Source organism: Geminocystis sp. NIES-3708 (genome assembly GCF_001548095.1).
Lineage (GTDB): Bacteria > Cyanobacteriota > Cyanobacteriia > Cyanobacteriales > Cyanobacteriaceae > Geminocystis.
The window spans coordinates 1,933,002-1,957,573 of record NZ_AP014815.1 but is presented as its reverse complement, the minus strand read 5'-3'; the positions used below and the strand labels follow the sequence as shown (position 1 = coordinate 1,957,573).

The following is a 24,572-nucleotide window of genomic DNA, read 5'->3' as shown; positions in this document are numbered from 1 at the left end:
TATTTTCAGTTTCTTTTCTTAGAATTGTTGTAAAAAACGAAGATCACTATTATATAATCGGCGAATATCATCGATTTTGTGTAAAATCATCGCAAAACGCTCAACTCCTAATCCAGCCGCAAAGCCACTATAAACTTCAGGATCATATCCTACAGCTTTCAACACGTTGGGATCAACCATACCACAACCCAAAACTTCTAGCCATTTTCCTTGCCATTGTACATCAACCTCCGCAGAAGGTTCAGTAAATGGGAAATAACTAGCACGAAATACCGTTGGTAAATCATCCCCAAACATTTGACGTAAAAACTCTTTAATTGTACCTTTTAAATCTGAGAAAGTTAAACCCTTATCAATAGCTAAAATTTCGATTTGATGAAAGACGGCGGAGTGAGTGGCATCAACGGTATCTCGCCTATATACTCTACCCGGTGCGATAATTCTCAAAGGTGGCTCATTATTTTCCATATAACGAATTTGTACAGATGATGTATGAGTTCGCAATAAACTACCGTCTTCAAAATAAAAAGTATCTTGCATATCCCTAGCTGGATGATCTTCAGGGGTATTTAAGGCGGTAAAATTATAATAATCGCTTTCAATTTGTGGTCCTTCGGCGATCGTATATCCTAAACCCACAAAAATATCAATAACTCGATCAATAGTACTTTGTAAAGGATGGGATTTTCCAAGGGGATAGCTAACGCCCGGCATTGTGACATCAAGAGTTTGTGCTAAAATTTGACGATTAATTCCTTCTTGCTGTAATTGTTGCTGTTGATTCGTCAAACTGTTTTGTATTTCTGTTTTAATATCATTAGCAACTGCACCAATACGAGGACGATCTTCAGCGGATAATTTGCCCATTTCCTTTAAAATTAAAGATAAATCGCCTTTTTTCCCCAAATAACTAACCCTTAATTCTTCTAACTTTTGCAAAGTATCAGCCGAGGCGATGGCTTTTTGAGCTGATTGAGCTAATATCTGTAATTGAGATTCAATTTCCGTTGCCATGATAGTGAATAATGAATAGTAAATAGTAATGAATAGTGAATAATGAATAATTGTTATAATTTCTTGAGAGCAAAATAAGCCTAAATAACTTCTAATAACTCTTGATTCATCGAAGAAAAAACTTAATAAAAGTATTCTTCAATTTTTCACTAATATTGATTCTATAGCAAGTTTGGTTCATTCTTAATTGTCATCACAGGCTACTCGAAAACCGATCAATTTACCCTTAAATTGTGGTAAAGTCCAAAGCCTTACTCCAGCACGACAATAATACGCTGTGTCATCCCACGAACCTCCCCTAATAACTCGAGGAAAATCTTCATCTACATTTTTTTCAGTTTCTAGCCATGCACTACCATCGATAGGGGCTTGATGATAATTTTCATGCCAATGATCTTCACACCATTCCCAAACATTACCATGAAGATCATATAAGCCAAAATTATTAGCTGTAAAAATTCCTACTTCTGTCGTTTCTTGTCTCCATTTACCGCCACTGCCATCACCATAGCCAAAACTAGCTTTATAATTAGCTAATTCTGGGGTAATAGTTCTACCGAAAGAAAAAGGGGTATTTGTATTCGCTCTACAAACATATTCCCATTCCGCTTCACTTAATAAACGAAACTTTTTACCTGTTAAGGCGGATAATTTAGCACAAAAATTCTGAGCACTAAACCAAGAAATATTTTCCACAGGTTTATTTTCTCCCACAAAAAAAGAGGGATTTTCATTCATTACCCCTAAATATTGACTTTGAGTAATGAGATATTTGCTTACAAAAAAATTAGAAATAGATACCTCATGCTCTGGAGTTTCGTCAACACTTCTTCCTTGTTCTATATCAGGAGTGCCCATAACAAAATTTCCTTGAGGAATATTAATCATTTCCAATAAAATATTATTTGCTAATTTTATTTCAAAATAATCTGCTTCTTTTTGCGAACGATTTAAAGTTAAAGTGGGATGACTATAATTATTACTATTGGATAAATTAATAGTAACAATCTCGAATTTATATCTTTTTAAATTATTTATCATGCTTATAAATTTACAATTATTAGAAATGACTAATTCTACCTTAATTTTCAGCCAAAGAAAAAAGTCATAATTTAAGAGATAAAACTGAAAAACTTTATTCAAAAGCTATCTAGCATCTTCATAATTAGCTTTATACTTAATATTAGTTTATATAAAATGTGATTTATATTAAAATAAATTGATTTTTTGCAAAGAAAGTTAACAGATTAATTATTAAATAATAATGAATATAACGGATTATATAACCTTTAACTAAATCTCTGAATATTTTTTATATTTTACTTAATTTTATCCTGCTGTTCAGTTCATCTCAGGGAAAGGAATACTGATTTCCGAACTAATTACTGTAGAAACTGGCACATACTAACCTTAATCCTGTGTTAAAATCAGCTATTAAACGTGGCATAGGGTGAGTAAAGAAAAATTATGTTTGAACGCTTCACAGAAAAGGCGATCAAGGTGATCATGTTAGCCCAAGAGGAAGCTCGTCGCTTGGGTCATAACTTCGTAGGTACTGAGCAAATACTGCTTGGTTTGATTGGAGAAGGGACAGGTGTCGCCGCCAAAGTCCTCAAGTCTATGGGTGTTAACCTTAAAGATGCTCGGATCGAGGTTGAAAAAATTATCGGTAGAGGTTCTGGCTTTGTAGCGGTAGAAATTCCCTTTACTCCCAGAGCTAAACGAGTTTTAGAGTTATCTTTAGAAGAAGCTCGTCAATTAGGACACAATTACATTGGTACTGAACACTTACTCCTTGGTTTAATTCGTGAGGGTGAAGGTGTTGCGGCGAGAGTTTTAGAAAACCTTGGGGTTGACTTAGGAAAAGTCCGCACTCAAGTTATTCGGATGTTAGGGGAAACCGAAACTACTCCTGTAGGTGTGGGTGGTGGTAATCGTTCTAACAAAACTCCGACTTTAGATGAGTTTGGCTCAAATTTAACCATTTTTGCCACCGAGGGGAAATTAGATCCCGTTGTCGGTCGTCAAAAAGAAATTGAACGTGTTATTCAAATTCTTGGTCGCCGTACCAAAAATAATCCTGTCTTAATTGGTGAGCCGGGGGTAGGTAAAACCGCCATCGCTGAAGGATTAGCCCAACGCATTGCAAATAAAGATGTACCTGATTTATTAGAAGATAAAAGAGTCGTTACCCTTGATATTGGTTTACTGGTGGCAGGTACAAAATATCGTGGGGAATTTGAAGAGCGTCTCAAAAAAATCATGGATGAAATTCGTCAAGCAGGAAACGTTATTCTTGTCATTGATGAAGTTCATACCTTGATTGGTGCTGGGGCTGCTGAAGGGGCTATTGATGCGGCAAATATCCTTAAACCAGCTTTGGCAAGGGGTGAACTACAGTGCATAGGGGCGACTACCCTCGATGAATACCGTAAACACATCGAAAGAGATGCGGCTTTAGCAAGACGTTTTCAGCCTGTAATGGTTGGCGAACCTAGTGTTGAAGAAACTATTGAGATTTTATTCGGACTACGGGAACGTTATGAACAACATCACAAGCTAAAAATTTCTGATGAAGCTCTTGCGGCAGCCGCTACCCTCTCAGATCGTTATATAAGCGATCGCTATTTACCTGACAAAGCTATTGACTTAGTGGATGAAGCAGGTTCAAGAGTTCGTTTGATGAATTCTCAGTTACCAGCGGAAGCCAAAGAGTTAGATAAAGAATTGAGACAAGTTTTAAAAGAAAAAGACGAAGCTGTAAGATCTCAAGACTTTGATAAAGCAGGGGAATTGCGTGATCGAGAAATGGAAATTAAGAGCGAAATTCGTGGTTTAGCCGATCTGAAAAAGAAAAATCCTCAAGTCACCGATAGCCCCATCGTCACAGAAGAAGAAATCGCTCACATCGTGGCTTCTTGGACTGGTGTACCCGTGCAAAAACTTACCGAATCTGAAGTTGATAAACTCTTACACATGGAAGACACTCTTCATCAGAGAATTATCGGTCAGGAAGACGCAGTTAAAGCTATTTCAAGGGCTATCAGACGGGCAAGAGTGGGCTTGAAAAATCCTAACCGTCCCATTGCATCCTTTATCTTCTCTGGACCTACTGGGGTAGGAAAAACCGAACTTACTAAAGCCTTAGCAACTTATTTCTTTGGCTCAGAAGAAGCTATGATCCGTTTGGATATGTCAGAATATATGGAACGTCATACCGTATCCAAATTAATCGGCTCACCTCCGGGCTATGTTGGCTATAACGAAGGTGGACAATTAACTGAGGCTGTCCGTCGTCGTCCTTATACTGTTGTACTCTTTGATGAAATCGAGAAGGCACACCCTGACGTATTTAACTTACTCCTACAAATTCTCGAAGATGGACGCTTAACTGATTCTAAAGGTCGTACTGTTGACTTCAAAAATACCTTATTAATCATGACATCCAACATCGGTTCAAAAGTAATCGAAAAAGGTGGTGGTGGTTTAGGTTTTGAACTTGAAAGTGATCAGTCAGAATCTCAATACAATCGTATTAAATCTTTGGTTAATGAGGAATTGAAAAACTACTTCCGCCCTGAGTTTCTTAATCGTCTCGATGAAATTATTGTCTTCCGTCAACTTAATAAGGGAGAAGTCAAAGAAATTTCCGAAATTTTACTCAAGGAAGTCTTTGCTCGTTTAACAGAGAAAGAAATTCATTTACAAGTGACAGAGAAATTCAAAGAGCGTTTAGTAGAAGAAGGTTTCAATCCTGCTTATGGTGCTCGTCCCTTACGTCGTGCTATTATGCGACTATTAGAAGACGTATTAGCGGAAGAAATCTTATCTAAACGTATTCAGGAAGGAGATACTGCCACAGTGGATATTGATGAAGAAGGAAAAGTAGCGATTAAAGCGGAAAGAGAAAATCCGTTATTAGTCAAAGCTGGTGTTTAACTGATTTTTCATAAATCTATGGGGGGGAATTATCTCCCCTTTTTCTTTGTGGTGTTATTTTAATAAAAATATTTAAACTGTGATTATGGTTCAAATTCAAAATCAGGTGATTAAGGAAACTAATAATTTCAATATCAATACTTATTCTGTGGAAAATAATGTTACTGAAACTCGTCCTTGGGGCTCGTTTACTACCCTTGAAGAAGGTCCTGGTTATAAAATTAAACGTATAGAAGTAAATCCCGGTCATCGTCTCAGCTTACAGATGCACCATCATCGTAGTGAACATTGGATAGTAGTGTCTGGTACTGCAAAAGTAGAATGTGATCAAGAAATCAAAATCTTGGCGGCAAATCAATCTACCTATGTTCCTCAGTGTACGACTCATCGTCTTGAAAATCCGGGAGTTATTAAATTAATTTTAATTGAAGTACAAAACGGTGAATATTTAGGAGAAGATGATATTATTCGTTTTCAGGATGATTATGCAAGACAATAAACAATCAATAATTCTTAATTATCTATGATTAATCTCACACAAAATGCGGTCGCTGAACTAAAAAGATTACGAGCAGGTTTAGAACCATCAAAAGACTATATAAGGTTACAAATTAAAAAAGGGGGTTGTGCCGATTATGTCTATGAATTAAAATTGGATTCCCAACCTCAAAAAGAAGATCATCAGTTTGCTCTTGATTCCGAGATTAAGATTATTGTTGATTCTGATAGTTATCAATATTTACAAAATTTAACCATTGACTATACTGAAGATTTGATGGGAGGTGCATTTCAATATAAAAATCCTAATATTGTCAATCATTGTACTTGTGGCTTATCTTTTTCTTTATCGTAGATAAATGTATTGCAAAAGTTATTAATTATACTTAAGGTATAATAAAGCAATATAGCATACCACTAAGATAATGAAAAATAACCAAAAATACATATTATTAATCAGTATTCACGGTTTAATTAGAGGAAAAAATCTTGAATTAGGTAAAGATGCGGATACTGGTGGTCAAACTAAATACGTTTTGGAATTAACTGAAGCATTATCCAAACATTCTGACATTAAAAAAGTTGATTTAATGACTAAACTACTAATCGATCCTCATATTAGTAGTGACTATAGTCAAACCATTGAAGTTTTAAACAAAAAAGCTAATATTGTTCGTATTTCTTGTAACTTAGACGATTATATTCCAAAAGAAGAATTATGGGATTATTTAGATAACTTTGCGGATAATGCCATTGAATATCTACAAAATCAGGAAAAAATGCCTGACATTATTCATACTCATTACGCTGATGCAGGATATGTAGGTGTTCGATTATCTCATCAACTTGGCATTCCTCTGATTCATACAGGGCATTCTTTAGGGCGTAGTAAGCGAAAAAGACTTTTAGCTAGTGGCGTTAATCGAGAAGTCATTGAAAAACGTTATAAAATGATTCGTCGTATCAATGCTGAAGAAGAGACACTCAGTTCGGCACAAAGGGTTATTACTAGCACATATCAGGAAATTAATGAACAATATGCACAATATGATTATTATGAACCTCAACAAATGCGAGTTATCCCTCCGGGTACAGATGTTGAGAAGTTTTATCCCCCACAAGGTGATGAGTGGGATAGTAGTATTTTCAGAACTATCGCTCGTTTTTTAAAAGATCCTCGTAAACCTATTATTTTAGCCCTTTCTCGGTTAGATCAAAGAAAAAATATTCCCATATTAATCGAATCTTTTGGGCAATGTAAAAAACTACAAGAAAAGGCAAATCTAGTTATTTTTGCTGGTATTAGAAATGATGTCAAAGATTTAGATGTTGGTAATCAAGAAATTTTCACAGATTTATTATTAACTATTGATCGCTATGATCTTTATGGTAAGGTAGCTTATCCCAAAAGTATCACTTTAGATGACATCTGCGTAATTTATCGTTTAGCGGCATTATCAGGGGGAGTTTTTGTCAATCCAGCTTTAACCGAACCCTTTGGGCTAACTTTAATTGAATCTGCGGCTAGTGGTTTGCCCATTATTGCCACTAAAGACGGTGGTCCAGTAGATATTATCAAAAACTGTCAGAATGGCTATCTGATCGATCCTCTTGATCCTGAAGATATTGCTCATCATATCTTAAAAGTTCTTGGCGATCGCAAAAAATGGGAAACTTTCGCTCAAAATGGCATTAAAAAAGTTAAACAGTATTATACATGGAAATCTCATGTTAATACTTATATGAAAATGTTACAACCGATAATTGACAATACTGAACCGTTACAAAGGGTTGCTGTTAAACGTCGGGGGATGATGTATAACAATGGGGCGATCGTTACTAGCATTGATCAAAACCTGCTTGGGGATCGAGAATCTTTAGAAAGACTAATAACTATTGTCAATGAAAAACGGAAAAATATTAGTTTCTGTATTGCCACTGGAAGAAGATTAGATTCAGCCTTAAAATTATTGCGTAAAGAAAATATCCCCCAGCCTGATGTTTTAATTACCAGCATGGGAACAGAAATTTATTATGCCCCAGATCTTATCAAAGATGATGCTTGGACAAATCATATTAACTATCTTTGGAATCGACAAAAATTAGTATCTTTATTAACAGAATTTAACGGAATTTCTTTACAACCAAAAGAACGACAAAGTAAATATAAAATTAGCTATTTTTATGATCCAATGATTGCCCCTAGTGTCGATGAAATTAAAAGTATTCTACATCAACATGAACATACAGTTAATGTGATTTTTTCTTTTGGTCAATTTTTAGATATTATTCCCGTGAGAGCCTCTAAAGGCTATGCTTTACGGTGGTTTGCAGGGCAATGGGATATACCCTTAAACCGCATACTTACTGCTGGAGGTTCGGGGGGTGATGAAGATATGATGCTAGGCAATACTTTATCCGTAGTAGTAGCAAATCGTCATCAGGAAGAACTTTCAAAAATTGCTGAAAGTGAACCTATTTTCTTTTCCAAAAAACAATTTGCTGATGGAATTATTGACGGTTTAAATCATTATAACTTTTTTGCTCTTTGTGAATAATTTTATTAATTTTTTATAACATTAATACTTTTAAAATAATGATAAATAAATTGTTAATCTGTACAGATTTAGATCGAACTTTAATCCCCAATGGAGAGGCGGAAGAATCTGATAATGCTCGATATTTATTCTCTCAATTAGTCGCAAATTCTCAAGTTACTTTAGCTTATGTGACTGGCAGAGATCAACTTCTAGTGAAAAATGCGATCGCACAATATCAATTACCATTACCAAATTTTGTTATTGCAGATGTGGGTTCAAGTATATACAAAATTGAGAATAATCAATGGATAAGAGAAGATAATTGGGATGAAAAAATAGCTGTAGATTGGCAAAATAAAGATTATGCTGATTTAATCCCTCTTTTTGCTGACTTAAAATCTTGTCGTCTTCAGGAAAAATCAAAACAAGGCTTACATAAATTGAGTTATTATGTTTCCTTTGATGCTGATGTTGAGATTCTTATCAAAGAAATTCGTTTAAGACTACAACAAAAACAAATAAAATCTAATTTAATTTGGAGTATTGATGAAGAAGCTAGTATCAGATTATTAGATATTTTGCCTATCAGTGCTAATAAACGTCATGCTATTGAATACTTAATGGAAAAACAAGATTTTACTCTTGAAAATACCATTTTTTCTGGAGATAGCGGTAACGATTTAGATGTATTGATTAGTCCTATTAAATCTATTTTAGTCGCCAACGCCCATGAAGAAGTGAAAGAAAAAGTTAAATTTCATCTACAAACTACAGGGGAAAAATATTCTGTTTATATTGCAAAAGGAGGATATTTAAGCATGAATGGTAACTATAGCAGTGGAATTGTAGAAGGAATTTTTCATTATTTTCCTGATATTAAATATTGAGTAATAAAAATGGTATTAAATATGTTTTTACATTAAGGTTTTGAAAAATAGAAATTTGGTAAATCTAAGAATAATAGCCACTCCTACTGTGCCAACAATGACACGAATCAAGAAATCAATACTGTTAATTCGAGTGTTAGTATCATTAATTCCTTTATTAACATCATCAAGTCTTTTGTTAATTCCATTAATACTTTACTTTCCTTGATAGTGACAACTTTTACCTTTAAATAATTCAGTTTTTGATTAAGTTGATCATTTTGAGTTATAACACGATTAACTTAGTCTTTTACTTCTTTTAAATAGTTTTGTGTCACTGTCGTCATATAAAAATTAACCGATGATTGACATTAAAGATAATTAAAGCGAATAGTATTTTGTTAATAACTACGTTTTATGATGCAAAGCAATACAGACAACAACGATAAATTATTTAAAAATCAAACATTATAAATTAATGAATAATTCACAAGTAATTATTTTTGGCGAAGTTTTATTTGACTGTTTTCCCGATGGTAATGTGGTGTTAGGAGGTGCACCCTTTAACGTAGCTTGGCATTTACAAGCCTTTGGAGTATCACCTTTATTTATTTCTCGTATCGGTAATGATATTTACGGAGAAACCATCCAAAAAGCTATGGCAGATTGGGGTATGAATCTTTCAGGATTGCAATATGATCAATTCTATCCTACGGGAATTGTACAAGTAAAGTTTATTGATAATGAACCTAGTTACGATATTGTCGAAAATAGTGCCTATGATTTTATTGATTTTTCGATGCTTCCTAACCTTGCTGAAAATAGTATTTTATATCATGGTACATTAGCTCTTAGAAATTCCATTTCGGCTAAAACCCTTGAAAAAATAAAAACAGATATATCACCTTCTATCTTTCTTGATGTTAATTTGCGATCGCCTTGGTGGAATTCAAATGTCATTAAATCATTATTAAAACAAACATCTTCTTTAAAGTTAAATGAAGAAGAATTATCTTTACTTATCACGGAAAAAAAGGATATTAACGAGGCAATTAACTACTTATTCTCAACTTATCCTTTAAATAATATTACCCTCACTAAGGGTAAAGCAGGGGCAATTGCATTCACCCGTGATGGTATTAGTAAGCAAATTTCTCCCTCTCAAAACATCGCCGTTATTGATACTGTAGGAGCAGGAGATGCTTTTTGTAGCGTATTAATTCTCGGTATGCTTAAAAATTGGGATATATCCACTACTTTAACTAAAGCTCAAGAATTTGCAAGTGCTATTGTTGAGAGACAAGGAGCAACCACTAATGATAAATCATTTTATGCCTCTTTTTTAAAAGAATAAGAAAATGAAGCGTAAAGAATAAACAATGCTGAAACTTCAGTAAAATCTAAGTGGTTAAGTAAAAAAGATGGTATATTTTAAAACTAATTAAAATATTATTGATTTCTAGTTTCTTATTCTCTTTTCAAAAGTAAAAATTTATGAGCTTAGATACAGCTACTTTACTGGTATCTTGTCCTGATCAACAAGGTTTAGTGGCAAAAATCGCTAATTTTATTTATTCTAACGGTGGTAATATTATTCATGCCGATCATCATACCGATTTAGAAGCAGGTTTATTTCTATCTCGTATTGAGTGGCAGTTACAAGATTTTAATTTACCAAAAGATTTAATTGGTAGAGCTTTTAATGCCATTGCACAACCTTTACAAGCAGATTGGCAACTACATTTTTCTGAGACAATTCCCAAAGTAGCTATTTGGGTGAGCCAACAAGATCATTGTCTATATGATTTATTATGGCGTATTCAGGCTAAAGAATTAAAAGCAAAAGTTGGTTTAATTATTAGTAATCACGAAAAATTAGCGAAAACTGCCGAACAATTTGGAATTAATTTTTATTATTTACCTATTAATAAAGATAATAAAAAAGAGCAAGAATTAAAACAATTAGAATTATTAAAAAATGCTGATATAGACTTAGTTATTTTAGCAAAATATATGCAGGTTTTAAGCTCAGATTTCTTGCAAGAATTTCCTAATGTGATTAATATTCATCACTCTTTTTTACCAGCATTTATTGGAGCAAAACCTTATCATCAAGCCTATAGTAGAGGAGTTAAAATTATTGGTGCAACAGCACATTATATCACCGAAGATTTAGATGCAGGACCAATTATTGAACAAGATGTTGTTAAAATTAGTCATCGAGATACCGTAGAAGATTTAATTAGAAAAGGTAAAGATTTAGAAAAAATCGTCTTAGCTAGAGGGGTACGATTACACTTACAACATCGAGTTTTAGTCTATGGAAATCGTACCGTAGTTTTTGCTTAAAATAGTTAGGGTGTGATGAAAAAGTTTTTCAGTGAGGTAGGCAATGAGTAATTGCTTTTATTCTTAAAAAAATAAGATATATTTTTTAGAAATAGTATTAAAAAACCTCTTTTTAAAACCAAAAACTCTATTTTTGCACGTTTTTTGTGTTAATGTAGTATTTATAAAACCAAGAATTTAAAAGGCTTTCTACTTTTTCAGCAACCCCTAATTAATTAACCTTGAGTCATACCCATAATTTCATAACCAGCATCGACATAGATAACTTGTCCTGTAATACCACTAGATAAATCACTACAAAGAAAAGCGGCAGTATTCCCTACCTCGATCTGAGTCACAGTACGGCGTAAAGGTGCAACTGCTTCTACATGATGAATCATATCTAAAATACCACCAACGGCGGAAGATGCTAAAGTACGAATAGGACCAGCAGATATAGCATTTACTCTTACATTTTGACTACCTAATTCAGAAGCTAAATAACGTACACTCATTTCTAAAGCGGATTTAGCAATTCCCATGACGTTATAATTGGGAATTACTTTTACCCCTCCTAAATAGCTTAAAGTTACAACACTACCACCTGAGCGCAAAATGGGTTTAGCCGCTTGTACTAAACGAGTAAGAGAATAGGCACTAATATCAAGGGCAGTTTTAAAACCTTCACGAGAAGTATTACTGAAATCTCCTGCTAAATCTTCTTTCCCAGCAAAAGCTAAACAGTGAATTAAAATATCAATATGTCCCCATTTTTCCTTAATTTGAGCAAAAGTTTCATCAATTTGAGCATCATCTTGTACATTGCAAGGAAGAAAAATACTAGGTTTTAAAGGTTCAACTAATTCTCCTACTTTTTTTTCAAATCTTCCTTTCTCATCGGGAAGATAAGTCACACCAATATTTGCACCGGCTTTGTGTAATTGTTGAGCAATACCCCAAGCGATGGATTTATTATTGGCAATACCTGTTATAAGGGCGTTTTTGTTGGTTAAATCTAACATATTCTTGATTTTTTCTCTATTTTTCTGTAATATCTGACAATAATTCGCTAAACTAATTAAGTTATAGATAGTTATCTAGTTTACAATTACCTATTTTCTTATAGAAAGTGTCGTTTACACGATCAATCATTAAATATTATTCCGTAACTATCCCCCTATGCAATCAGTATCAAATCAAGAACAACCTTTAGCTTCTGTATTTCGTCAAATTGGTGTCGGAATTTATACCCCTGTAGTGGAAAGATTTGAGCGTGGTAAAACCATCTTTTTTCCCGGTGATCCCGCCGAAAGAGTATATTTTTTAATGAAGGGTGCTGTCAAATTGTCACGGGTATATGAAGCAGGAGAAGAAATTACGGTAGCTTTACTACGAGAAAATAGTGTATTTGGCGTTTTGTCCTTAATTACTGGACAAAAATCAGATCGTTTCTATCATGCTGTGGCTTTTACTCCCGTAGAGTTATTATCTGCTCCCATTGAGCATTTTCAAAGATCTTTGAAAGATAATCCAGAATTGTCTCGTTTAATGCTACAAGGACTCTCTTCTCGGATTTTACAAACGGAATTAATGATCGAAACCTTAGCTCATCGTGATATGGCTTCTCGCTTAGTGAGTTTTTTATTAATTCTTTGTCGAGATTTCGGTGTACCTAGCCTTAATGGTATTACCATCGATTTAAAATTATCTCATCAAGCCATCGCCGAAGCAATAGGCTCAACCCGTGTGACTGTTACCAGATTATTAGGAGAATTAAGACAAGAGGGGATGATTTCTATTACCAAAAAGAAAATCACTGTACATAATCCCGTTGCTTTAAGTCAACAATTTGCATAATAAAAAAAGGGTAATTAATTTTTTCTTAGTCTCCTAACTGAGTTTGATCTAAAAATAGGTGACGATTGACTTGGAAGATAAGTTGACAGGGAAACAGGGACATTATATTTTTTGTGAATGAACAAAATTCTTTCCGAAATCGGCAAATATTGGTGGTTTTTTTATTTGTCCACCTGTCTTATGTTCACAATTTTTCTTCTGTCGAACGGAGGTAGTCTCTTCATTTCCTCGTATTTTCTTTCCCGAACTCCCATCAAATAAGGTTAAACTATATAAATGGTGTGAATAAAATTTGTTAGGAGTGATGGAACTCTATTTTATATGACAAGTGCCTATATTTTGATTCTGGCAATGTTAATCTTAGGAGGCTTAATTGCGGCATTAGGCGATCGCATTGGTACAAAAGTAGGTAAAGCGAGACTAAGACTATTTCAACTACGCCCGAAACAAACTGCAATAGTCATAACGATTGGAACAGGAATATTAATTTCTGCTTCTACATTAGTAATTTTATTTAGTTTAAGTGAGTCTTTACGACAGGGTATTTTTCAATTAGATGAAATCCTCAAGAAAAGAAGAGAAATTACAGCTCAATTAGAAAAAGTTCAAGTAGAAAAAAACAGAGCGGAAACGGAATTAAAAGAAGCTCAAAAAAGACAAAATTCCGTGCGAACACTTTTAAATACTACAGGAAAAGAATTAAAAAATACTCAAACTCAACTTAAAACTATTTCCACTCAAACAGAAAAATTAAAATTAGAATTAAAGACAATTATTGGAGATAAAAAAAAATTATTAGAAGAAAAAGAGCAGATAGAAAAACAAAGTCAAATACTTGAAAAATCTATTATTGAAAGAGATAATGACTTACAAAATAAACAAATACAAATAGAAGAACAAGAAAATATTTTACAAAAACAGGAACAAAGTTTAATACAATTACAAAACAAACAAAATAAACTACAATCAGATATAAAATCCAGAGATGAACAAATTTCTAAATTAGATAAAAATATCTCTGCAAAAGATCAAATTTTAAAAAATAAAGAAAATGAATTATTATCCTTAGAAAAAGAACTCGCATTTTATCGTCGAGAAGTAGAAATCTTAGAACAATATTATCAGACTTATCAAGATTTAAGAGAAAGACCTATTGCTGTTGTTAAAGGACAAGTATTGACTGTTACCTTAGTTAAAACTGATAGAAGTACGAATTTAGAAGAATTAATAGATGGTATTTTAAACGAAGCTAATCGAGGAGTAATGTTAACTTTAGGTTATGGAAATAAGTTTCCGAATCAAAGATTTGTACAAATAACCAAAGCACAAGTACAACAAATCAAAGATCAAATATCTCAAAACGGAGAGTATTTAATCAGAATTTTATCGGCAGGAAATTATGTACAAGGAGAAGAAAATGTCAGAATTTTTGCTGATGTAACTCCTAATCAGAAAGTTTATGCGAAAAATGAACAAATAGCTTCTATTACTTTTGATAAAAATGATTTAAAAAATAATGAATTACAAGAAAAACTCGATTTTTTAATTTCCGTTAGTCAATTTCGTGCCAGAAGAGAAGGAGTATTAGGTAGAATTTTTATTGGAGATGGTAAGATCATCTCTTTAATTAGTTTTATTCAAGAACTACAATTAACAGATCAATCAGTGGATGAAATTATCGCTATAACAGCAAATGAAACCTATACAGCAGGACCATTACAAATTAATTTAGTGGTTATTTCTGAAGGTAAAGAAATCTTCAGATTATAAACATAGACGTATATATTAATCGGCTAAAATTAGGTAATAGGTAATCAATCGGCAGTGGATAATAATAGATAAATCATCATAAAAAAGAGGAAACTTCTACTATTGACATTTTGCAGAAGTTCCTCGTAAAATTAACAAGAGAATCATTGATAATTAAGTTATGGACTATTTTCCCAAATTTGTCCCCAACTTTTGTAGTAGTAAAAGTGTAGAAAGGAAAAAGTTAAATATATTGACCCTATATTAACTTTTTTTCCCCATGGGTTTTTAGCCCTGGATAGAGTCCAATGCTTTTTCTACCCGACGAAAATCAAATCCTAAAGCCCGTAAAGAATGCCATAAATGTCCTTGTAAGAAAAAGAACGCAAGGAAGAAATGAGCATTAGCTAACCAAGCACGAGATGTATGTTCTCCGTAAGGTAATTGAACGGTATCTGCAAAATAAGGGGTGATTCCCAATTTCACCTCTAAAGCAGGACCATAAAACTCGACAGGATAAGCTAGAGTATTGACAGCACAGAAATAAGCGGCAACAAATCCAGCTAAAGCAATTCCCCCCAAAGAATAAGATAAAATTGCTTCTCCGGAAAATATAAGAACTTTTCTTGCCCATTTTAAAGGTGGTACAAGAATATGCCATACGCCTCCGATCATGAGCATTATACCCACATATATATGACCACCAACTAAATCTTCTAAGCTACTGATACTCGCAAAGTGAGTTTGATAACCGTAGATAGTCGCTAAATCGAGGGTAGGATGTTCAATGATACGCACAGATTGAGTAGTTGCATCATATAACCCTCCCCAATACATCGCTTTTCCAGCTAATAATAAAGCACCTGCACCCAAAAATAGCAGATGATGACCGAGAATTAAGCCTAATTTAGCAGAATCATCCCATGTAAAATGAAACATTTTAGCTTGTCCTTGAGCTTTATTTAAGTCTTCTGGTGCTTTTAAAACATGATATAAAGCACCTGCACCTAAAAAAGCCGAAGAAATAAGATGAATTGCCCCAATGACAAAGTAAGGATAAGTGTCAACAATTTGACCACCTTCACCAACGCCCCAACCTAAAGTAGCTAGGTGGGGTAAAAGAATTAATCCTTGCTCTCCCATTGGTAAGGAGATGTCAAAACGGGATATTTCAAATAGAGTGAAAGCTCCAGCCCAAAAAGCAGTCAGGGCAGCTTGTCCGACATGAGCGGCGATAAATAAACCACTCTGATTGGCAAATCTGGCATTTCCTGCCCACCAATCGTATTTTACTTCAGCGTTATCGTAAGTTTGCATATTACCTTCCTTTTATTGTTCACAGCTTATTGCTACTTACTATTAATAAACTTATCAATAATTTATCTTAAATGCAATAATTTTGCAATTATTTTTAGATAAAGTTTTGTAAATTTATTGTTCATTTTACAAACTAAACTCTTTCTTGATTTGTGTAACCCAAGATTTAATACGAGTTGAGGTTAAATCTGATTGATTATCTTCATCAATGGCTAAACCGACAAATTTACCGTTACGTACTGCTTTTGATTCGTTAAAATCATAATCGTCAGTACTCCAATAACCGAAGGTTTTGCCGCCAAGAGAAGATATTTTTTCTTCTAAAATCCCCATGGCATCTTGAAAATTATCGGAATAGCTGATTTGATCTCCAGTGCCAAAATAAGCAATTTTCTTGCCACTAAAGTCGATTTGATCTAAATCTTCATATAAACCTTCCCAATCACTCTGTAGTTCTCCTATATTCCAAGTAGGACAACCAATGATCAGATATTCATATTCTTTTAAGTTATCGACTTCTACATCTGCTACATCATGTAAATCTACTATGCTATCCCCTCCAAGTTCTCTTTGGATAGCTTCGGCAATAGTTTCAGTATTACCTGTTTGAGTTCCGAAAAATAAGCCAATTTTTCCCATGTTATTTCTTTATTTGATAGTGGTGTTATTTGAGCATCCTAATTAAGAATATATTTTAATAAGCTTATTCTTAGATTATCTTAATTGATTATAATTAGCAATAATTTAAAGGATTTTTTTCATGATATTAAAGCCTGATTCCTAATTACTAATGGTTTTGATTCCCTGTTTTGGTAAGATTGACATTGAGCTTATATTTTTGTTTCTTTGTTAGCCCATGAAGTTTATGTGGTGAAAACTTGACATGATAAGCGTTTTAAGACAAACTTTACTTTACTTTCATAAAATCAGGAGTATATTAAAGATATGAGAAATACAAAAGCTGTGAAAACTTTCGCTAATAACCCTGTTGTTGAAGAACGTCGCTTTTTGTTTGAAGTAACTGGAATTGCCCAAAAAGATGGCAATAACTTAGATTATCCTATTCGTCAAAGCGGAAATTCTTTTATTGCCGTATCTTATTCTCGTATGAATCAAGAAATGAATCGGATTAGTCGTTTAGGTGGACAAATTATTAATATTTCCCCTATCGGTATTGTTGCTCCTTTAGTGGGTGCTAGTACTGTTGCTAATGAAGCATAAAAGGCACAAGGAGTAATTATTTAGATGAAAAAAATCAATACAGTTAAAACTTTTAACAATCCAGCCATTGAGGAACGTCGTTTTCTCTTTGAGGTTGTGGGTATTTCTCAACAAGAAAGCAATAATTTAGACTATCCTATCCGCCAGAGTGGCAGTAGTTTTATTGCTGTGCCTTACTCACGGATGAATCAGGAAATGAATCGTATTAATCGTCTTGGGGGTAAAATTATTAAAATTACGCCCATGGGCATTAATACACCGATTCCAGCGAACAGTCTAAGTTCTAGTTCTAATTCTACCATGAACCCTCAACCCATGACTCAAGTTCAACCTAAAGAACATAAACCTGTAAAAGTACCCGTAAATATTTACCGTCCAAATAGTCCTTTTGTGGGTAAATGTTTGGAAAATTATGAATTAGTTGCCGAAGGCGGTAGCGGTACTGTGCGTCATTTGACTTTCGATCTTTCTACTGGTGATTTACACTATTTAGAAGGTCAAAGTATTGGTATTATTCCACCGGGTAAAGATGATAAGGGTAAACCCCAAAAATTACGTCTTTACTCTATTGCTTCTACTCGTCATGGCGATCACTTAGATGGTAAAACTGTCTCTTTATGTGTGCGTCAATTAGAGTATCAAAATGAAGCAGGAGAAACAGTACAAGGTGTTTGCTCTACTTATCTATGTAACTTAGAAGAAGGAGCAGACGTAGCAATTACAGGTCCTGTAGGTAAAGAAATGTTGCTACCTCAAGATGAAGATGCAACTATAATCATGTTAGCTACTGGTACAGGTATAGCCCCTTTCCGTGCCTTTTTATGGCGTATGTTTAAAGAAAGAGAGAAAAACCCTGACTATCAATTCAAAGGTTTAGCTTGGTTAATCTTTGGAATCCCTTACACGGAAAATATTCTCTATAAAGATGATTTAGAGAAAATGGCGGCAGATTATCCTGATAACTTCCGTTTAACCTATGCTATCAGTCGTGAACAAACTACTGCCGATGGTGGTAAAGTTTATGTTCAAAGTCGTGTTAGTGAATATGCTGACGAAATGTTTGAATTAATTCAAAAACCCAATACTCACGTTTATATGTGTGGTTTGAAAGGTATGGAGCCTCCTATTTCCGAAACTTTTACAGCAGAAGCTGAAAAAAGAGGGTTGAAATGGGATGAAATGCGCAAACAGATGAAAAAACAAGAACGTTGGCACGTTGAAGTATATTAATTCTTAAAATAGTGAATTAAATTATTGTTTGGTGGGTTTTTTTCCCACCATCAAGTAATAAAAGTATAAAATTGATAGGATTAAAACGTCAAAAAATAGAGAAAATATCATTTCGGAGTATTATTTTGTAACCAAAACGTTGATTAAGTCACCTTTTTTCATTTTACTAAAGCCTTTAATTCCCTTTTCTTTTGCTATAATTTTCAGATTTTTGAGAGTTTCATTTTCAAGGGATTGAACCTCATTAATATTATCAGGTTTAATTATCGTTGTTGTTTCTGTTTTCGGTAAACATTCGGGGGTAAGATAAAAAACCTCTTTTAATGAGTCTAGTTTTTTACCTTTTGTAATACCGCATTTTAATTTAATAATTTCATCAAAATTTTGCCAATATTGTCTAGGTGATTCTTCGATTTTGGTAGTTGCGATCGCCAGTTTGACAGTTTTTAAGACGCTATCAGGTTTTTCGATTAAATATTCTAAAGCACTTTTAATTTCATCCCTAGAAGCTTTAGACAGATTAATTTTAGGGATTTTTTCTTGTGCTAAAATTTGACTTAATTCAGTAGTTTGATCACTATCATCAGCAACGATACACCATACTCTTTCTAAACCAGCTTCAAGGGCGATGGCAAAAATAAAAGAATTGCCAATTACTTCATATTGGCTTTCCCCGATTTGCTTTACAATTACGGGAATCCAGTTTATTCCTCCTTGCTGATTAAGTATTTTTGCAGAGGCTTTGATGAGAAATTGAGGTAAATCACAGGGATTATTTATTTCAATTTCATCAACATATAAAGAAATTAAATTGCCCATTTCTTGGGGATAATTCATTGCAAAAAATACTCCTTAACTAAATCTTCATAGTAACTATAAGCTGACTTATTTTTATAAACGGCTGGCACATATTCAAATATTGATCCAGCAATATAAGCATAATTTGGTAATTGGTGAATATGCAAATCTTTTATCGCCTTTGTATATCGAGGAAAAAAGTAAGGAAATAAATCAAATCCTTGCTCTTTTTTGATTTTTTTGATAATTTCACCCATTCTTTGATAAGCGACATTTAAGGCAGGCACCTGAGGGGGCGACAGAACATTCAGAATGCAGATTGGATAAGGGAAATAGCCCTCATACCTTGACGATAATAGGACTGTTTCTGAGGAAATAAAGAGGTTAACTTATCTAATTGTTCTTGAAAAAAGCAGATTTCACTTAGCCATTTTATCCCATTTAAACCAATAGAAAAATCACTATATCTTTTATATCTTCTTCTTTTTTCTATGGGTCTAACTAGATATTCACTTATTCCTTTTCTTTTAATTTCTTCTCCTATAAATGTTGAATAACTATAGGATAATGTTATCAGTATAATTAAAGAAATTAGTCGTTCATTTTCAAGTTTTGTACTTTCTAAGTTATAACCTCCTAATTTAAAATCTCTAAACATTTCTTCAATACCCATTCTTTTGGAATAAGCAGAGATTGTTTCCGACATACTTTCTAAATTTGTGAGAATAAACCATGGCTGTTTATTCGATTTATGTCTATAGTTTTTCTTCCATTTTGCTGCTAAATTAATTCCTGAGAATCCCTTGGTTTTTGTAACTTTTATTCCTCGATAATATACGGAGAATCCTGGAGATAAACCTAATTCACTCAATCGAAACCATATATCAGTTTCTAACTCCACATATTCACTCTTTTTTAAACGTAGAGATAAATAAACCTGTTTCTCTACTGATAACCATTTTGCTAAATCCACAGAGCAAAATTCTCTATCTCCTAAAACGATTATTTTATATTCAATTAATAAATTAATACTTGCTTCTAATACTTGTTTTTGTTCTGATAAATTACTACTTCCTTTTTTATTTAATCAGATAAAATATACAGGGATAGCTCCTTGATGATGAACTAAACTTACCATCAATATATTAATGTTTTGCCACTGTGTTCTATCAATGACTAAATAAATTACTTTGTTTGATTCCCATTGGTTCATAATCCATGATTTTAAAATCGGAAACCATATGGTTTCAACTTTCCAATTTTTCAGACTTAAAAATCTTTGTAACTTTTTAATTCTACTTCTTAATTTAATCGGATAAGGAAAAAGTTTTGCCATTTCTTCTAACCTAACAGTTTTAAGATTTTGAAGTAAATTAACTAAAAGACAAAGAGTTAAATATTGAGGTAAATTAAACTGTTTTTTTAAATACTCCTGATAAAATTGGGGAAGTTGAAACATCTTTTTCTATAGTAATTAATATAAAAACTAAAAACATCTTATTTTTATCCAGATTACCAGCTTCAATCTCTTATGCCATCGTCTGTTTACCTTCATTGTCGCCCCCTCAGGGCAAGCACAGTCGTTTTTTCACCATTAAAAAAAATTGGTAATGCCATCGGAGTGCCATTCTTTTTTTCTTTCTGCATTTCAGGGATAAACTTCGTAATAGCCGTCACAGCATTTTCTATAGAAAAAAGATTATTATGTTTTGTGGGAATTAAAATAACATCACCAGCATACACAGCTAATTTACTAAAAAATCGCCAATTAGGAGGAGCGTCAATAATAATATAGTCATATTTATTTTTAAATGGTAGTAATTTTTCAGATAGTATTTGTGAACCTAATTGATAACTGTTTTGATATAAATCTTTATCTCCAGTCTCTGCTAAAATCTTATCGGCAGGAATCACATCAAAATGGACTTTTAAACCGTTACCTTTAAACTTAAAAGAATAAGTTTGGATCGATTTTTCTAAGCTGACATCTTTTTTTGTTAGTGCCTCAAATACATTGCCTTGAGATAATGGTAAACCTAAAGAAGTAGTTAAATCTTGCTGATTAGGATCAAAATCGATAACTAACACCTTTTTTCTCTTTAAAGTTAAAGCTGCCGCCATGTTAACACTTGTGGTAGTTTTACCAACACCACCTTTATTGTTATAAACAGTTATGGTTAAGGCTTGATGCGGTTTTTCAATTTGACGACGAAAATTAGCGATTATCTTATCAATATTTCCTTCTTCAAGATTTATACATTCAGAAGCGGGGAAAATAACCTTCCCGTGACGGCGAAATAATTGGATATGAGTTGAATTAGTAATCATTCCCCATTGTGCTTGACGACAGTTAGGGGCAAGAAGATATTGTTTTAGTTGTTTTACCGTACTATGATATTGAGAACTTCCTTGGGCTAAATTAATATCTTTTCCTTTTAATTCTAGTAAAAAATAAGGATTTGATTTAGTAAATAAAAAAATATCATCCCCAATCGTTTTTCTTGCGGCTCGATCAACCAATTTTCCATTACCATCAGGATATTGTGGATAAATTTCTTGATCTTCAAATCCCAACGCATTTAATAAAAAAGAGGCAAAATTTAAAGCGATAACTGCTTCACTAGCATTAGCTGGAATATTTGATAACACTTTACTGAGGTTACTTGTGGTATTCATGAAAGATTTATTTTAACAATACTAAAAGTCAAGTATTAACATCTTTTACAATTATATCACTAAAATTTGAAGAATTTTGATTTAGGTGTGTTACTATACCATCTAAATAAAGTTTTTCCTAACAATTGAGAATTGTGACGCACATAACCATCCTCTGAATTTTGACTCATCACATTTCCTTGTACTATTCTTCTTCCTAATTTTGTAACTTCTTCTCTATCAAGGTACACAGGATGACATTCTTTTTGGGCATATTTTTTCAATATATCTTCCGAAGGCGATCGCCCTTGTACTAATACAGCATCAAATATTTTACCACCACAAACTTGATCGATGGCACGAATATGATCACTGACGGTATAACCATCGGTTTCCCCTTTTTGGGTCATAATATTACATACATAAATTTTAGGTGCAGAACTTTGTGCGATCGCCTCACGAATTTCAGGGATAAGTAAATTAGGAATAATACTAGTGTATAAACTACCAGGACCTAAAATGATATATTGTGCTTGTTGAATAGCTTTGATTACTGCTGGAGTAGCAGGAGGATTTTGAGGATGACAGCCCAATTCAATGATTTTTCCTCTAACTTCAGGAATATTTGACTCTCCTTCCACAATTTTTCCATCGGCAAATCTTGCCCATAAAGTTACGTCAGATAAAGTTGAAGGAAGAACTTTTCCCCTAACAGCCAATACTTTTGAACTAGCATCGATTGCTCCTTCTAAACTTCCAGTAATATCATTCAAGGCTGTTAAAAATAAATTACCAAAACTATGACCATTTAAACCTTCTCCTGCGGTAAAACGATATTGAAATAACTCCGTCAATAATTTTTCTTCATCAGCCAAAGAAGCAATACAATTACGAATATCTCCGGGTGGTAACATCCCCATTTCTCTGCGTATTCTTCCGGAAGAGCCACCATCATCAGCGACAGTCACAATGGCAGTAATATTAGCACTATAATCTTTAATTCCTCGCAACAAAGTTGATAAACCAGTACCACCACCAATAGCAACGACTTTTGTACCACGATTTAAACGACGATAATTCCACAAAACCTCGATTAAATCCTCATCACTATTAGGTTTTAAAACCTCTGTTATTGAACCAAAAGTACGAGTTTGTCCCCAATATAATAAAAATAAACCAAAAATTAAGACTAACGGTCCTGAAATATTACTAGGAAAATTATTTGTTATCTTATTCAGAAGAGCAATGATAAAATCAAGAAAACGATAAATAGGAGTTAATTTAGTCCAAATAGCTAAACCTAAAACCGTCAATAAAATGCCAATCATGCTAGTCAATAACCAGCGTTTAACGAGGATACCGGGTGATAACCACTTATATAAATGATTAACTTTTTTTCGACCGTTACGATTACTAATCATAGAATTGGTATAACATATTAATTCCTTACTCCTAATAGATTATAGTCAACAATGGTGAAAACCATGAGGAATTACCTAATATCCCTAAAATCCTATGTATTCAAGATAACTAGATAATAAAAAATCTCCTAAAAATATTGCTGTAATTGCTCCTAATACTAAAAAAGGTCCAAAGGGCATGGGTTTTCCTTTCTCCAATAATTTTAATGCGATCGCACCAAAACCGATAATCGTGCCATAAACACAGGCAAGAAAACCAGTTATTAAAACACCTTGCCATCCTAACCATGATCCTATCATTGCTGTCAACTTAGGATCGCCACCTCCCATAGCAGGTTTGCCCAACACAAAACTACCGATAAAACGAATAGTATCAAACAACCAAATACCAATTACTGCACTTAAAATACTGATAAATAAGTAAACAGAAGCAGTGTTAATACCACCAACAGTAAAACCAAGCCATGTTTGCCAAATCACCCCCATAATTAATCCTGACTGAGTGAGAGAATTAGGTAAAGTCATCGTATCCATATCAATTAAAGCTAAAGCAATCAACCAACTTAGAAAAATGACATAGCCGACACTTAACCATGTAAAACCAAATTGATGGAATACTAAAGCAAAAAATAATCCTGTCATTGCTTCAATCAAAGGATAACGAGGAGAAATAGGAGTATGACACCAACGACACTCACCTCTCAACCATAACCAACCTATAACGGGAATATTTTCAGTTTTACCAAGAGGATGAAAACATTTTGGACATCTTGAAGGAGGATTGATTAAAGAAATTTTAGCTGGTAAACGATAAATTACCACATTGAGAAAACTACCAATACACGCACCCCAACCAAAAATAATTAAGTAAATCAAAAAATTAGCCATAAATAATTAGAGATTCGGAATTTTTTAGCTATCAGTTATCAGCTATCCAGTTTGAATTTTATGATCAATATTTTCATTATTTAATACTGATTTGCTGGAATTAGAAATTAGAAATTAAAAGACTAAAAAATAAAATTTCTTAATGTTTAATTTATCTTAACCTATTCTTAACTATTATCCAATAAAAAGTGTTTAAAAAGACATTAAAATTCTAAAAACGTCATAATTGTCCTATTAAAAATAAATGTAAA

At 33.3% G+C, this 24,572-nt stretch carries 22 protein-coding genes and 1 pseudogene; 11 read left to right on the top strand and 12 right to left on the bottom strand.

Annotated features, from left to right (window positions below; all coding sequences use genetic code 11):
• Positions 1-18: 18 nt before the first annotated feature.
• Together pheS and GM3708_RS08610 are read right to left on the bottom strand one after the other, a co-directional pair.
• Positions 19-1,014, bottom strand: coding sequence for a phenylalanine--tRNA ligase subunit alpha (gene pheS, locus GM3708_RS08615; protein WP_066345621.1), 996 nt, complete (start codon positions 1,012-1,014; stop codon positions 19-21).
• A 183-nt stretch (positions 1,015-1,197) separates the two neighbouring features.
• Entirely contained in the window at positions 1,198-2,055 is an 858-nt protein-coding gene (locus tag GM3708_RS08610) for a formylglycine-generating enzyme family protein (protein ID WP_231932885.1), read from the bottom strand.
• 426 nt (positions 2,056-2,481) lie between these two features.
• Between GM3708_RS08610 and GM3708_RS08605 the strand changes: the two genes are divergently transcribed.
• From GM3708_RS08605 to purU, 7 genes are all read left to right on the top strand, one after another.
• Positions 2,482-4,953: an ATP-dependent Clp protease ATP-binding subunit gene (locus GM3708_RS08605; protein WP_066345620.1), complete on the top strand. Its 2,472-nt coding sequence runs from the start codon at positions 2,482-2,484 to the stop codon at positions 4,951-4,953.
• 85 nt (positions 4,954-5,038) lie between these two features.
• A complete protein-coding gene (locus tag GM3708_RS08600) occupies positions 5,039-5,452 on the top strand; it encodes a phosphomannose isomerase type II C-terminal cupin domain (RefSeq protein ID WP_066345619.1) in 414 nt (137 codons plus the stop codon).
• A 24-nt stretch (positions 5,453-5,476) separates the two neighbouring features.
• Positions 5,477-5,806 (top strand): iron-sulfur cluster assembly accessory protein, encoded by a 330-nt coding sequence (locus tag GM3708_RS08595; protein WP_066345618.1) that lies wholly within the window; start codon positions 5,477-5,479, stop codon positions 5,804-5,806.
• 70 nt (positions 5,807-5,876) lie between these two features.
• The gene (locus tag GM3708_RS08590; protein ID WP_066345617.1) at positions 5,877-8,009 is read left to right on the top strand and encodes an HAD-IIB family hydrolase; all 2,133 of its coding nucleotides are present in this window, start codon (positions 5,877-5,879) and stop codon (positions 8,007-8,009) included.
• A 38-nt stretch (positions 8,010-8,047) separates the two neighbouring features.
• A complete protein-coding gene (locus GM3708_RS08585) occupies positions 8,048-8,878 on the top strand; it encodes an HAD-IIB family hydrolase (RefSeq protein WP_066345615.1) in 831 nt (276 codons plus the stop codon).
• A 457-nt stretch (positions 8,879-9,335) separates the two neighbouring features.
• Positions 9,336-10,211, top strand: a complete 876-nt coding sequence (locus tag GM3708_RS08580) for a carbohydrate kinase (RefSeq protein ID WP_066345613.1) — start codon at positions 9,336-9,338, stop codon at positions 10,209-10,211.
• A gap of 140 nt (positions 10,212-10,351) precedes the next feature.
• Positions 10,352-11,206 (top strand): formyltetrahydrofolate deformylase, encoded by an 855-nt coding sequence (purU, locus tag GM3708_RS08575; RefSeq protein ID WP_066345611.1) that lies wholly within the window; start codon positions 10,352-10,354, stop codon positions 11,204-11,206.
• A 215-nt stretch (positions 11,207-11,421) separates the two neighbouring features.
• On the opposite strand, the gene fabI is transcribed toward purU, so the two are convergent.
• Complete coding sequence (gene fabI / locus GM3708_RS08570) at positions 11,422-12,207, bottom strand: enoyl-ACP reductase FabI (RefSeq protein WP_066345609.1); 786 nt, start codon at positions 12,205-12,207, stop codon at positions 11,422-11,424.
• A 157-nt stretch (positions 12,208-12,364) separates the two neighbouring features.
• Between fabI and ntcA the strand changes: the two genes are divergently transcribed.
• Positions 12,365-13,042 (top strand): global nitrogen regulator NtcA, encoded by a 678-nt coding sequence (ntcA, locus tag GM3708_RS08565; RefSeq protein WP_066345608.1) that lies wholly within the window; start codon positions 12,365-12,367, stop codon positions 13,040-13,042.
• A 321-nt stretch (positions 13,043-13,363) separates the two neighbouring features.
• Positions 13,364-14,812, top strand: coding sequence for a DUF3084 domain-containing protein (locus GM3708_RS08560; RefSeq protein WP_066345606.1), 1,449 nt, complete (start codon positions 13,364-13,366; stop codon positions 14,810-14,812).
• 267 nt (positions 14,813-15,079) lie between these two features.
• Here GM3708_RS08560 and GM3708_RS08555 read toward each other — a convergent pair whose 3' ends face one another.
• Both GM3708_RS08555 and fldA read right to left on the bottom strand, forming a co-directional pair.
• A complete protein-coding gene (locus GM3708_RS08555; protein WP_066345604.1) occupies positions 15,080-16,108 on the bottom strand; it encodes a chlorophyll a/b binding light-harvesting protein in 1,029 nt (342 codons plus the stop codon).
• Positions 16,109-16,234: 126 nt separating this feature from the next.
• On the bottom strand, positions 16,235-16,747 hold the full coding sequence (fldA, locus tag GM3708_RS08550) for a flavodoxin FldA (RefSeq protein WP_066345603.1): 513 nt from the start codon (positions 16,745-16,747) through the stop codon (positions 16,235-16,237).
• A 306-nt stretch (positions 16,748-17,053) separates the two neighbouring features.
• Here fldA and GM3708_RS08545 point away from each other — a divergent pair, with 306 nt between their 5' ends.
• Both GM3708_RS08545 and petH read left to right on the top strand, forming a co-directional pair.
• Positions 17,054-17,329: a phycobilisome linker polypeptide gene (locus GM3708_RS08545; protein WP_066345602.1), complete on the top strand. Its 276-nt coding sequence runs from the start codon at positions 17,054-17,056 to the stop codon at positions 17,327-17,329.
• Positions 17,330-17,353: 24 nt separating this feature from the next.
• A complete protein-coding gene (gene petH, locus GM3708_RS08540; protein WP_066345601.1) occupies positions 17,354-18,559 on the top strand; it encodes a ferredoxin--NADP reductase in 1,206 nt (401 codons plus the stop codon).
• A 120-nt stretch (positions 18,560-18,679) separates the two neighbouring features.
• Here petH and GM3708_RS08535 read toward each other — a convergent pair whose 3' ends face one another.
• The 7 genes and pseudogenes from GM3708_RS08535 to GM3708_RS08510 all read right to left on the bottom strand — a co-directional run bounded on the left by GM3708_RS08535 (position 18,680) and on the right by GM3708_RS08510 (position 24,321).
• The gene (locus GM3708_RS08535; protein ID WP_066345600.1) at positions 18,680-19,396 is read right to left on the bottom strand and encodes a Rho termination factor N-terminal domain-containing protein; all 717 of its coding nucleotides are present in this window, start codon (positions 19,394-19,396) and stop codon (positions 18,680-18,682) included.
• Entirely contained in the window at positions 19,393-19,644 is a 252-nt protein-coding gene (locus GM3708_RS08530; protein WP_066345596.1) for a hypothetical protein, read from the bottom strand. The genes GM3708_RS08535 and GM3708_RS08530 overlap by 4 nt, the downstream gene beginning before the upstream one ends.
• Before the next feature lie 20 nt (positions 19,645-19,664).
• Positions 19,665-20,429: pseudogene (locus GM3708_RS19305) on the bottom strand (IS4 family transposase); the annotation flags it as partial.
• A gap of 15 nt (positions 20,430-20,444) precedes the next feature.
• The gene (locus GM3708_RS19300; protein ID WP_231933031.1) at positions 20,445-20,816 is read right to left on the bottom strand and encodes a hypothetical protein; all 372 of its coding nucleotides are present in this window, start codon (positions 20,814-20,816) and stop codon (positions 20,445-20,447) included.
• Between the two features lie 92 nt (positions 20,817-20,908).
• Positions 20,909-22,033 (bottom strand): ParA family protein, encoded by a 1,125-nt coding sequence (locus tag GM3708_RS19695; RefSeq protein WP_066345595.1) that lies wholly within the window; start codon positions 22,031-22,033, stop codon positions 20,909-20,911.
• Positions 22,034-22,092: 59 nt separating this feature from the next.
• Positions 22,093-23,433 carry a gluconeogenesis factor YvcK family protein gene (gene yvcK / locus GM3708_RS08515; RefSeq protein WP_066345594.1) on the bottom strand — a complete coding sequence of 447 codons (1,341 nt, stop codon included), beginning with the start codon at positions 23,431-23,433 and terminating at the stop codon, positions 22,093-22,095.
• Between the two features lie 84 nt (positions 23,434-23,517).
• Complete coding sequence (locus tag GM3708_RS08510) at positions 23,518-24,321, bottom strand: A24 family peptidase (protein ID WP_066345593.1); 804 nt, start codon at positions 24,319-24,321, stop codon at positions 23,518-23,520.
• Positions 24,322-24,572 lie beyond the last annotated feature (251 nt).

What these genes read in the sequence shown, in the direction of transcription:
- pheS (WP_066345621.1), bottom strand. Translation starts at nt 1,014, where the DNA reads ATGGCAACGGAAATTGAATCTCAATTACAGATATTAGCTCAATCAGCT.
- GM3708_RS08610 (WP_231932885.1), bottom strand. Translation starts at nt 2,055, where the DNA reads ATGATAAATAATTTAAAAAGATATAAATTCGAGATTGTTACTATTAAT.
- GM3708_RS08605 (WP_066345620.1), top strand. Translation starts at nt 2,482, where the DNA reads ATGTTTGAACGCTTCACAGAAAAGGCGATCAAGGTGATCATGTTAGCC.
- GM3708_RS08600 (WP_066345619.1), top strand. Translation starts at nt 5,039, where the DNA reads ATGGTTCAAATTCAAAATCAGGTGATTAAGGAAACTAATAATTTCAAT.
- GM3708_RS08595 (WP_066345618.1), top strand. Translation starts at nt 5,477, where the DNA reads ATGATTAATCTCACACAAAATGCGGTCGCTGAACTAAAAAGATTACGA.
- GM3708_RS08590 (WP_066345617.1), top strand. Translation starts at nt 5,877, where the DNA reads ATGAAAAATAACCAAAAATACATATTATTAATCAGTATTCACGGTTTA.
- GM3708_RS08585 (WP_066345615.1), top strand. Translation starts at nt 8,048, where the DNA reads ATGATAAATAAATTGTTAATCTGTACAGATTTAGATCGAACTTTAATC.
- GM3708_RS08580 (WP_066345613.1), top strand. Translation starts at nt 9,336, where the DNA reads ATGAATAATTCACAAGTAATTATTTTTGGCGAAGTTTTATTTGACTGT.
- purU (WP_066345611.1), top strand. Translation starts at nt 10,352, where the DNA reads ATGAGCTTAGATACAGCTACTTTACTGGTATCTTGTCCTGATCAACAA.
- fabI (WP_066345609.1), bottom strand. Translation starts at nt 12,207, where the DNA reads ATGTTAGATTTAACCAACAAAAACGCCCTTATAACAGGTATTGCCAAT.
- ntcA (WP_066345608.1), top strand. Translation starts at nt 12,365, where the DNA reads ATGCAATCAGTATCAAATCAAGAACAACCTTTAGCTTCTGTATTTCGT.
- GM3708_RS08560 (WP_066345606.1), top strand. Translation starts at nt 13,364, where the DNA reads ATGACAAGTGCCTATATTTTGATTCTGGCAATGTTAATCTTAGGAGGC.
- GM3708_RS08555 (WP_066345604.1), bottom strand. Translation starts at nt 16,108, where the DNA reads ATGCAAACTTACGATAACGCTGAAGTAAAATACGATTGGTGGGCAGGA.
- fldA (WP_066345603.1), bottom strand. Translation starts at nt 16,747, where the DNA reads ATGGGAAAAATTGGCTTATTTTTCGGAACTCAAACAGGTAATACTGAA.
- GM3708_RS08545 (WP_066345602.1), top strand. Translation starts at nt 17,054, where the DNA reads ATGAGAAATACAAAAGCTGTGAAAACTTTCGCTAATAACCCTGTTGTT.
- petH (WP_066345601.1), top strand. Translation starts at nt 17,354, where the DNA reads ATGAAAAAAATCAATACAGTTAAAACTTTTAACAATCCAGCCATTGAG.
- GM3708_RS08535 (WP_066345600.1), bottom strand. Translation starts at nt 19,396, where the DNA reads ATGAATTATCCCCAAGAAATGGGCAATTTAATTTCTTTATATGTTGAT.
- GM3708_RS19300 (WP_231933031.1), bottom strand. Translation starts at nt 20,816, where the DNA reads ATGTTTCAACTTCCCCAATTTTATCAGGAGTATTTAAAAAAACAGTTT.
- GM3708_RS19695 (WP_066345595.1), bottom strand. Translation starts at nt 22,033, where the DNA reads ATGAATACCACAAGTAACCTCAGTAAAGTGTTATCAAATATTCCAGCT.
- yvcK (WP_066345594.1), bottom strand. Translation starts at nt 23,433, where the DNA reads ATGATTAGTAATCGTAACGGTCGAAAAAAAGTTAATCATTTATATAAG.
- GM3708_RS08510 (WP_066345593.1), bottom strand. Translation starts at nt 24,321, where the DNA reads ATGGCTAATTTTTTGATTTACTTAATTATTTTTGGTTGGGGTGCGTGT.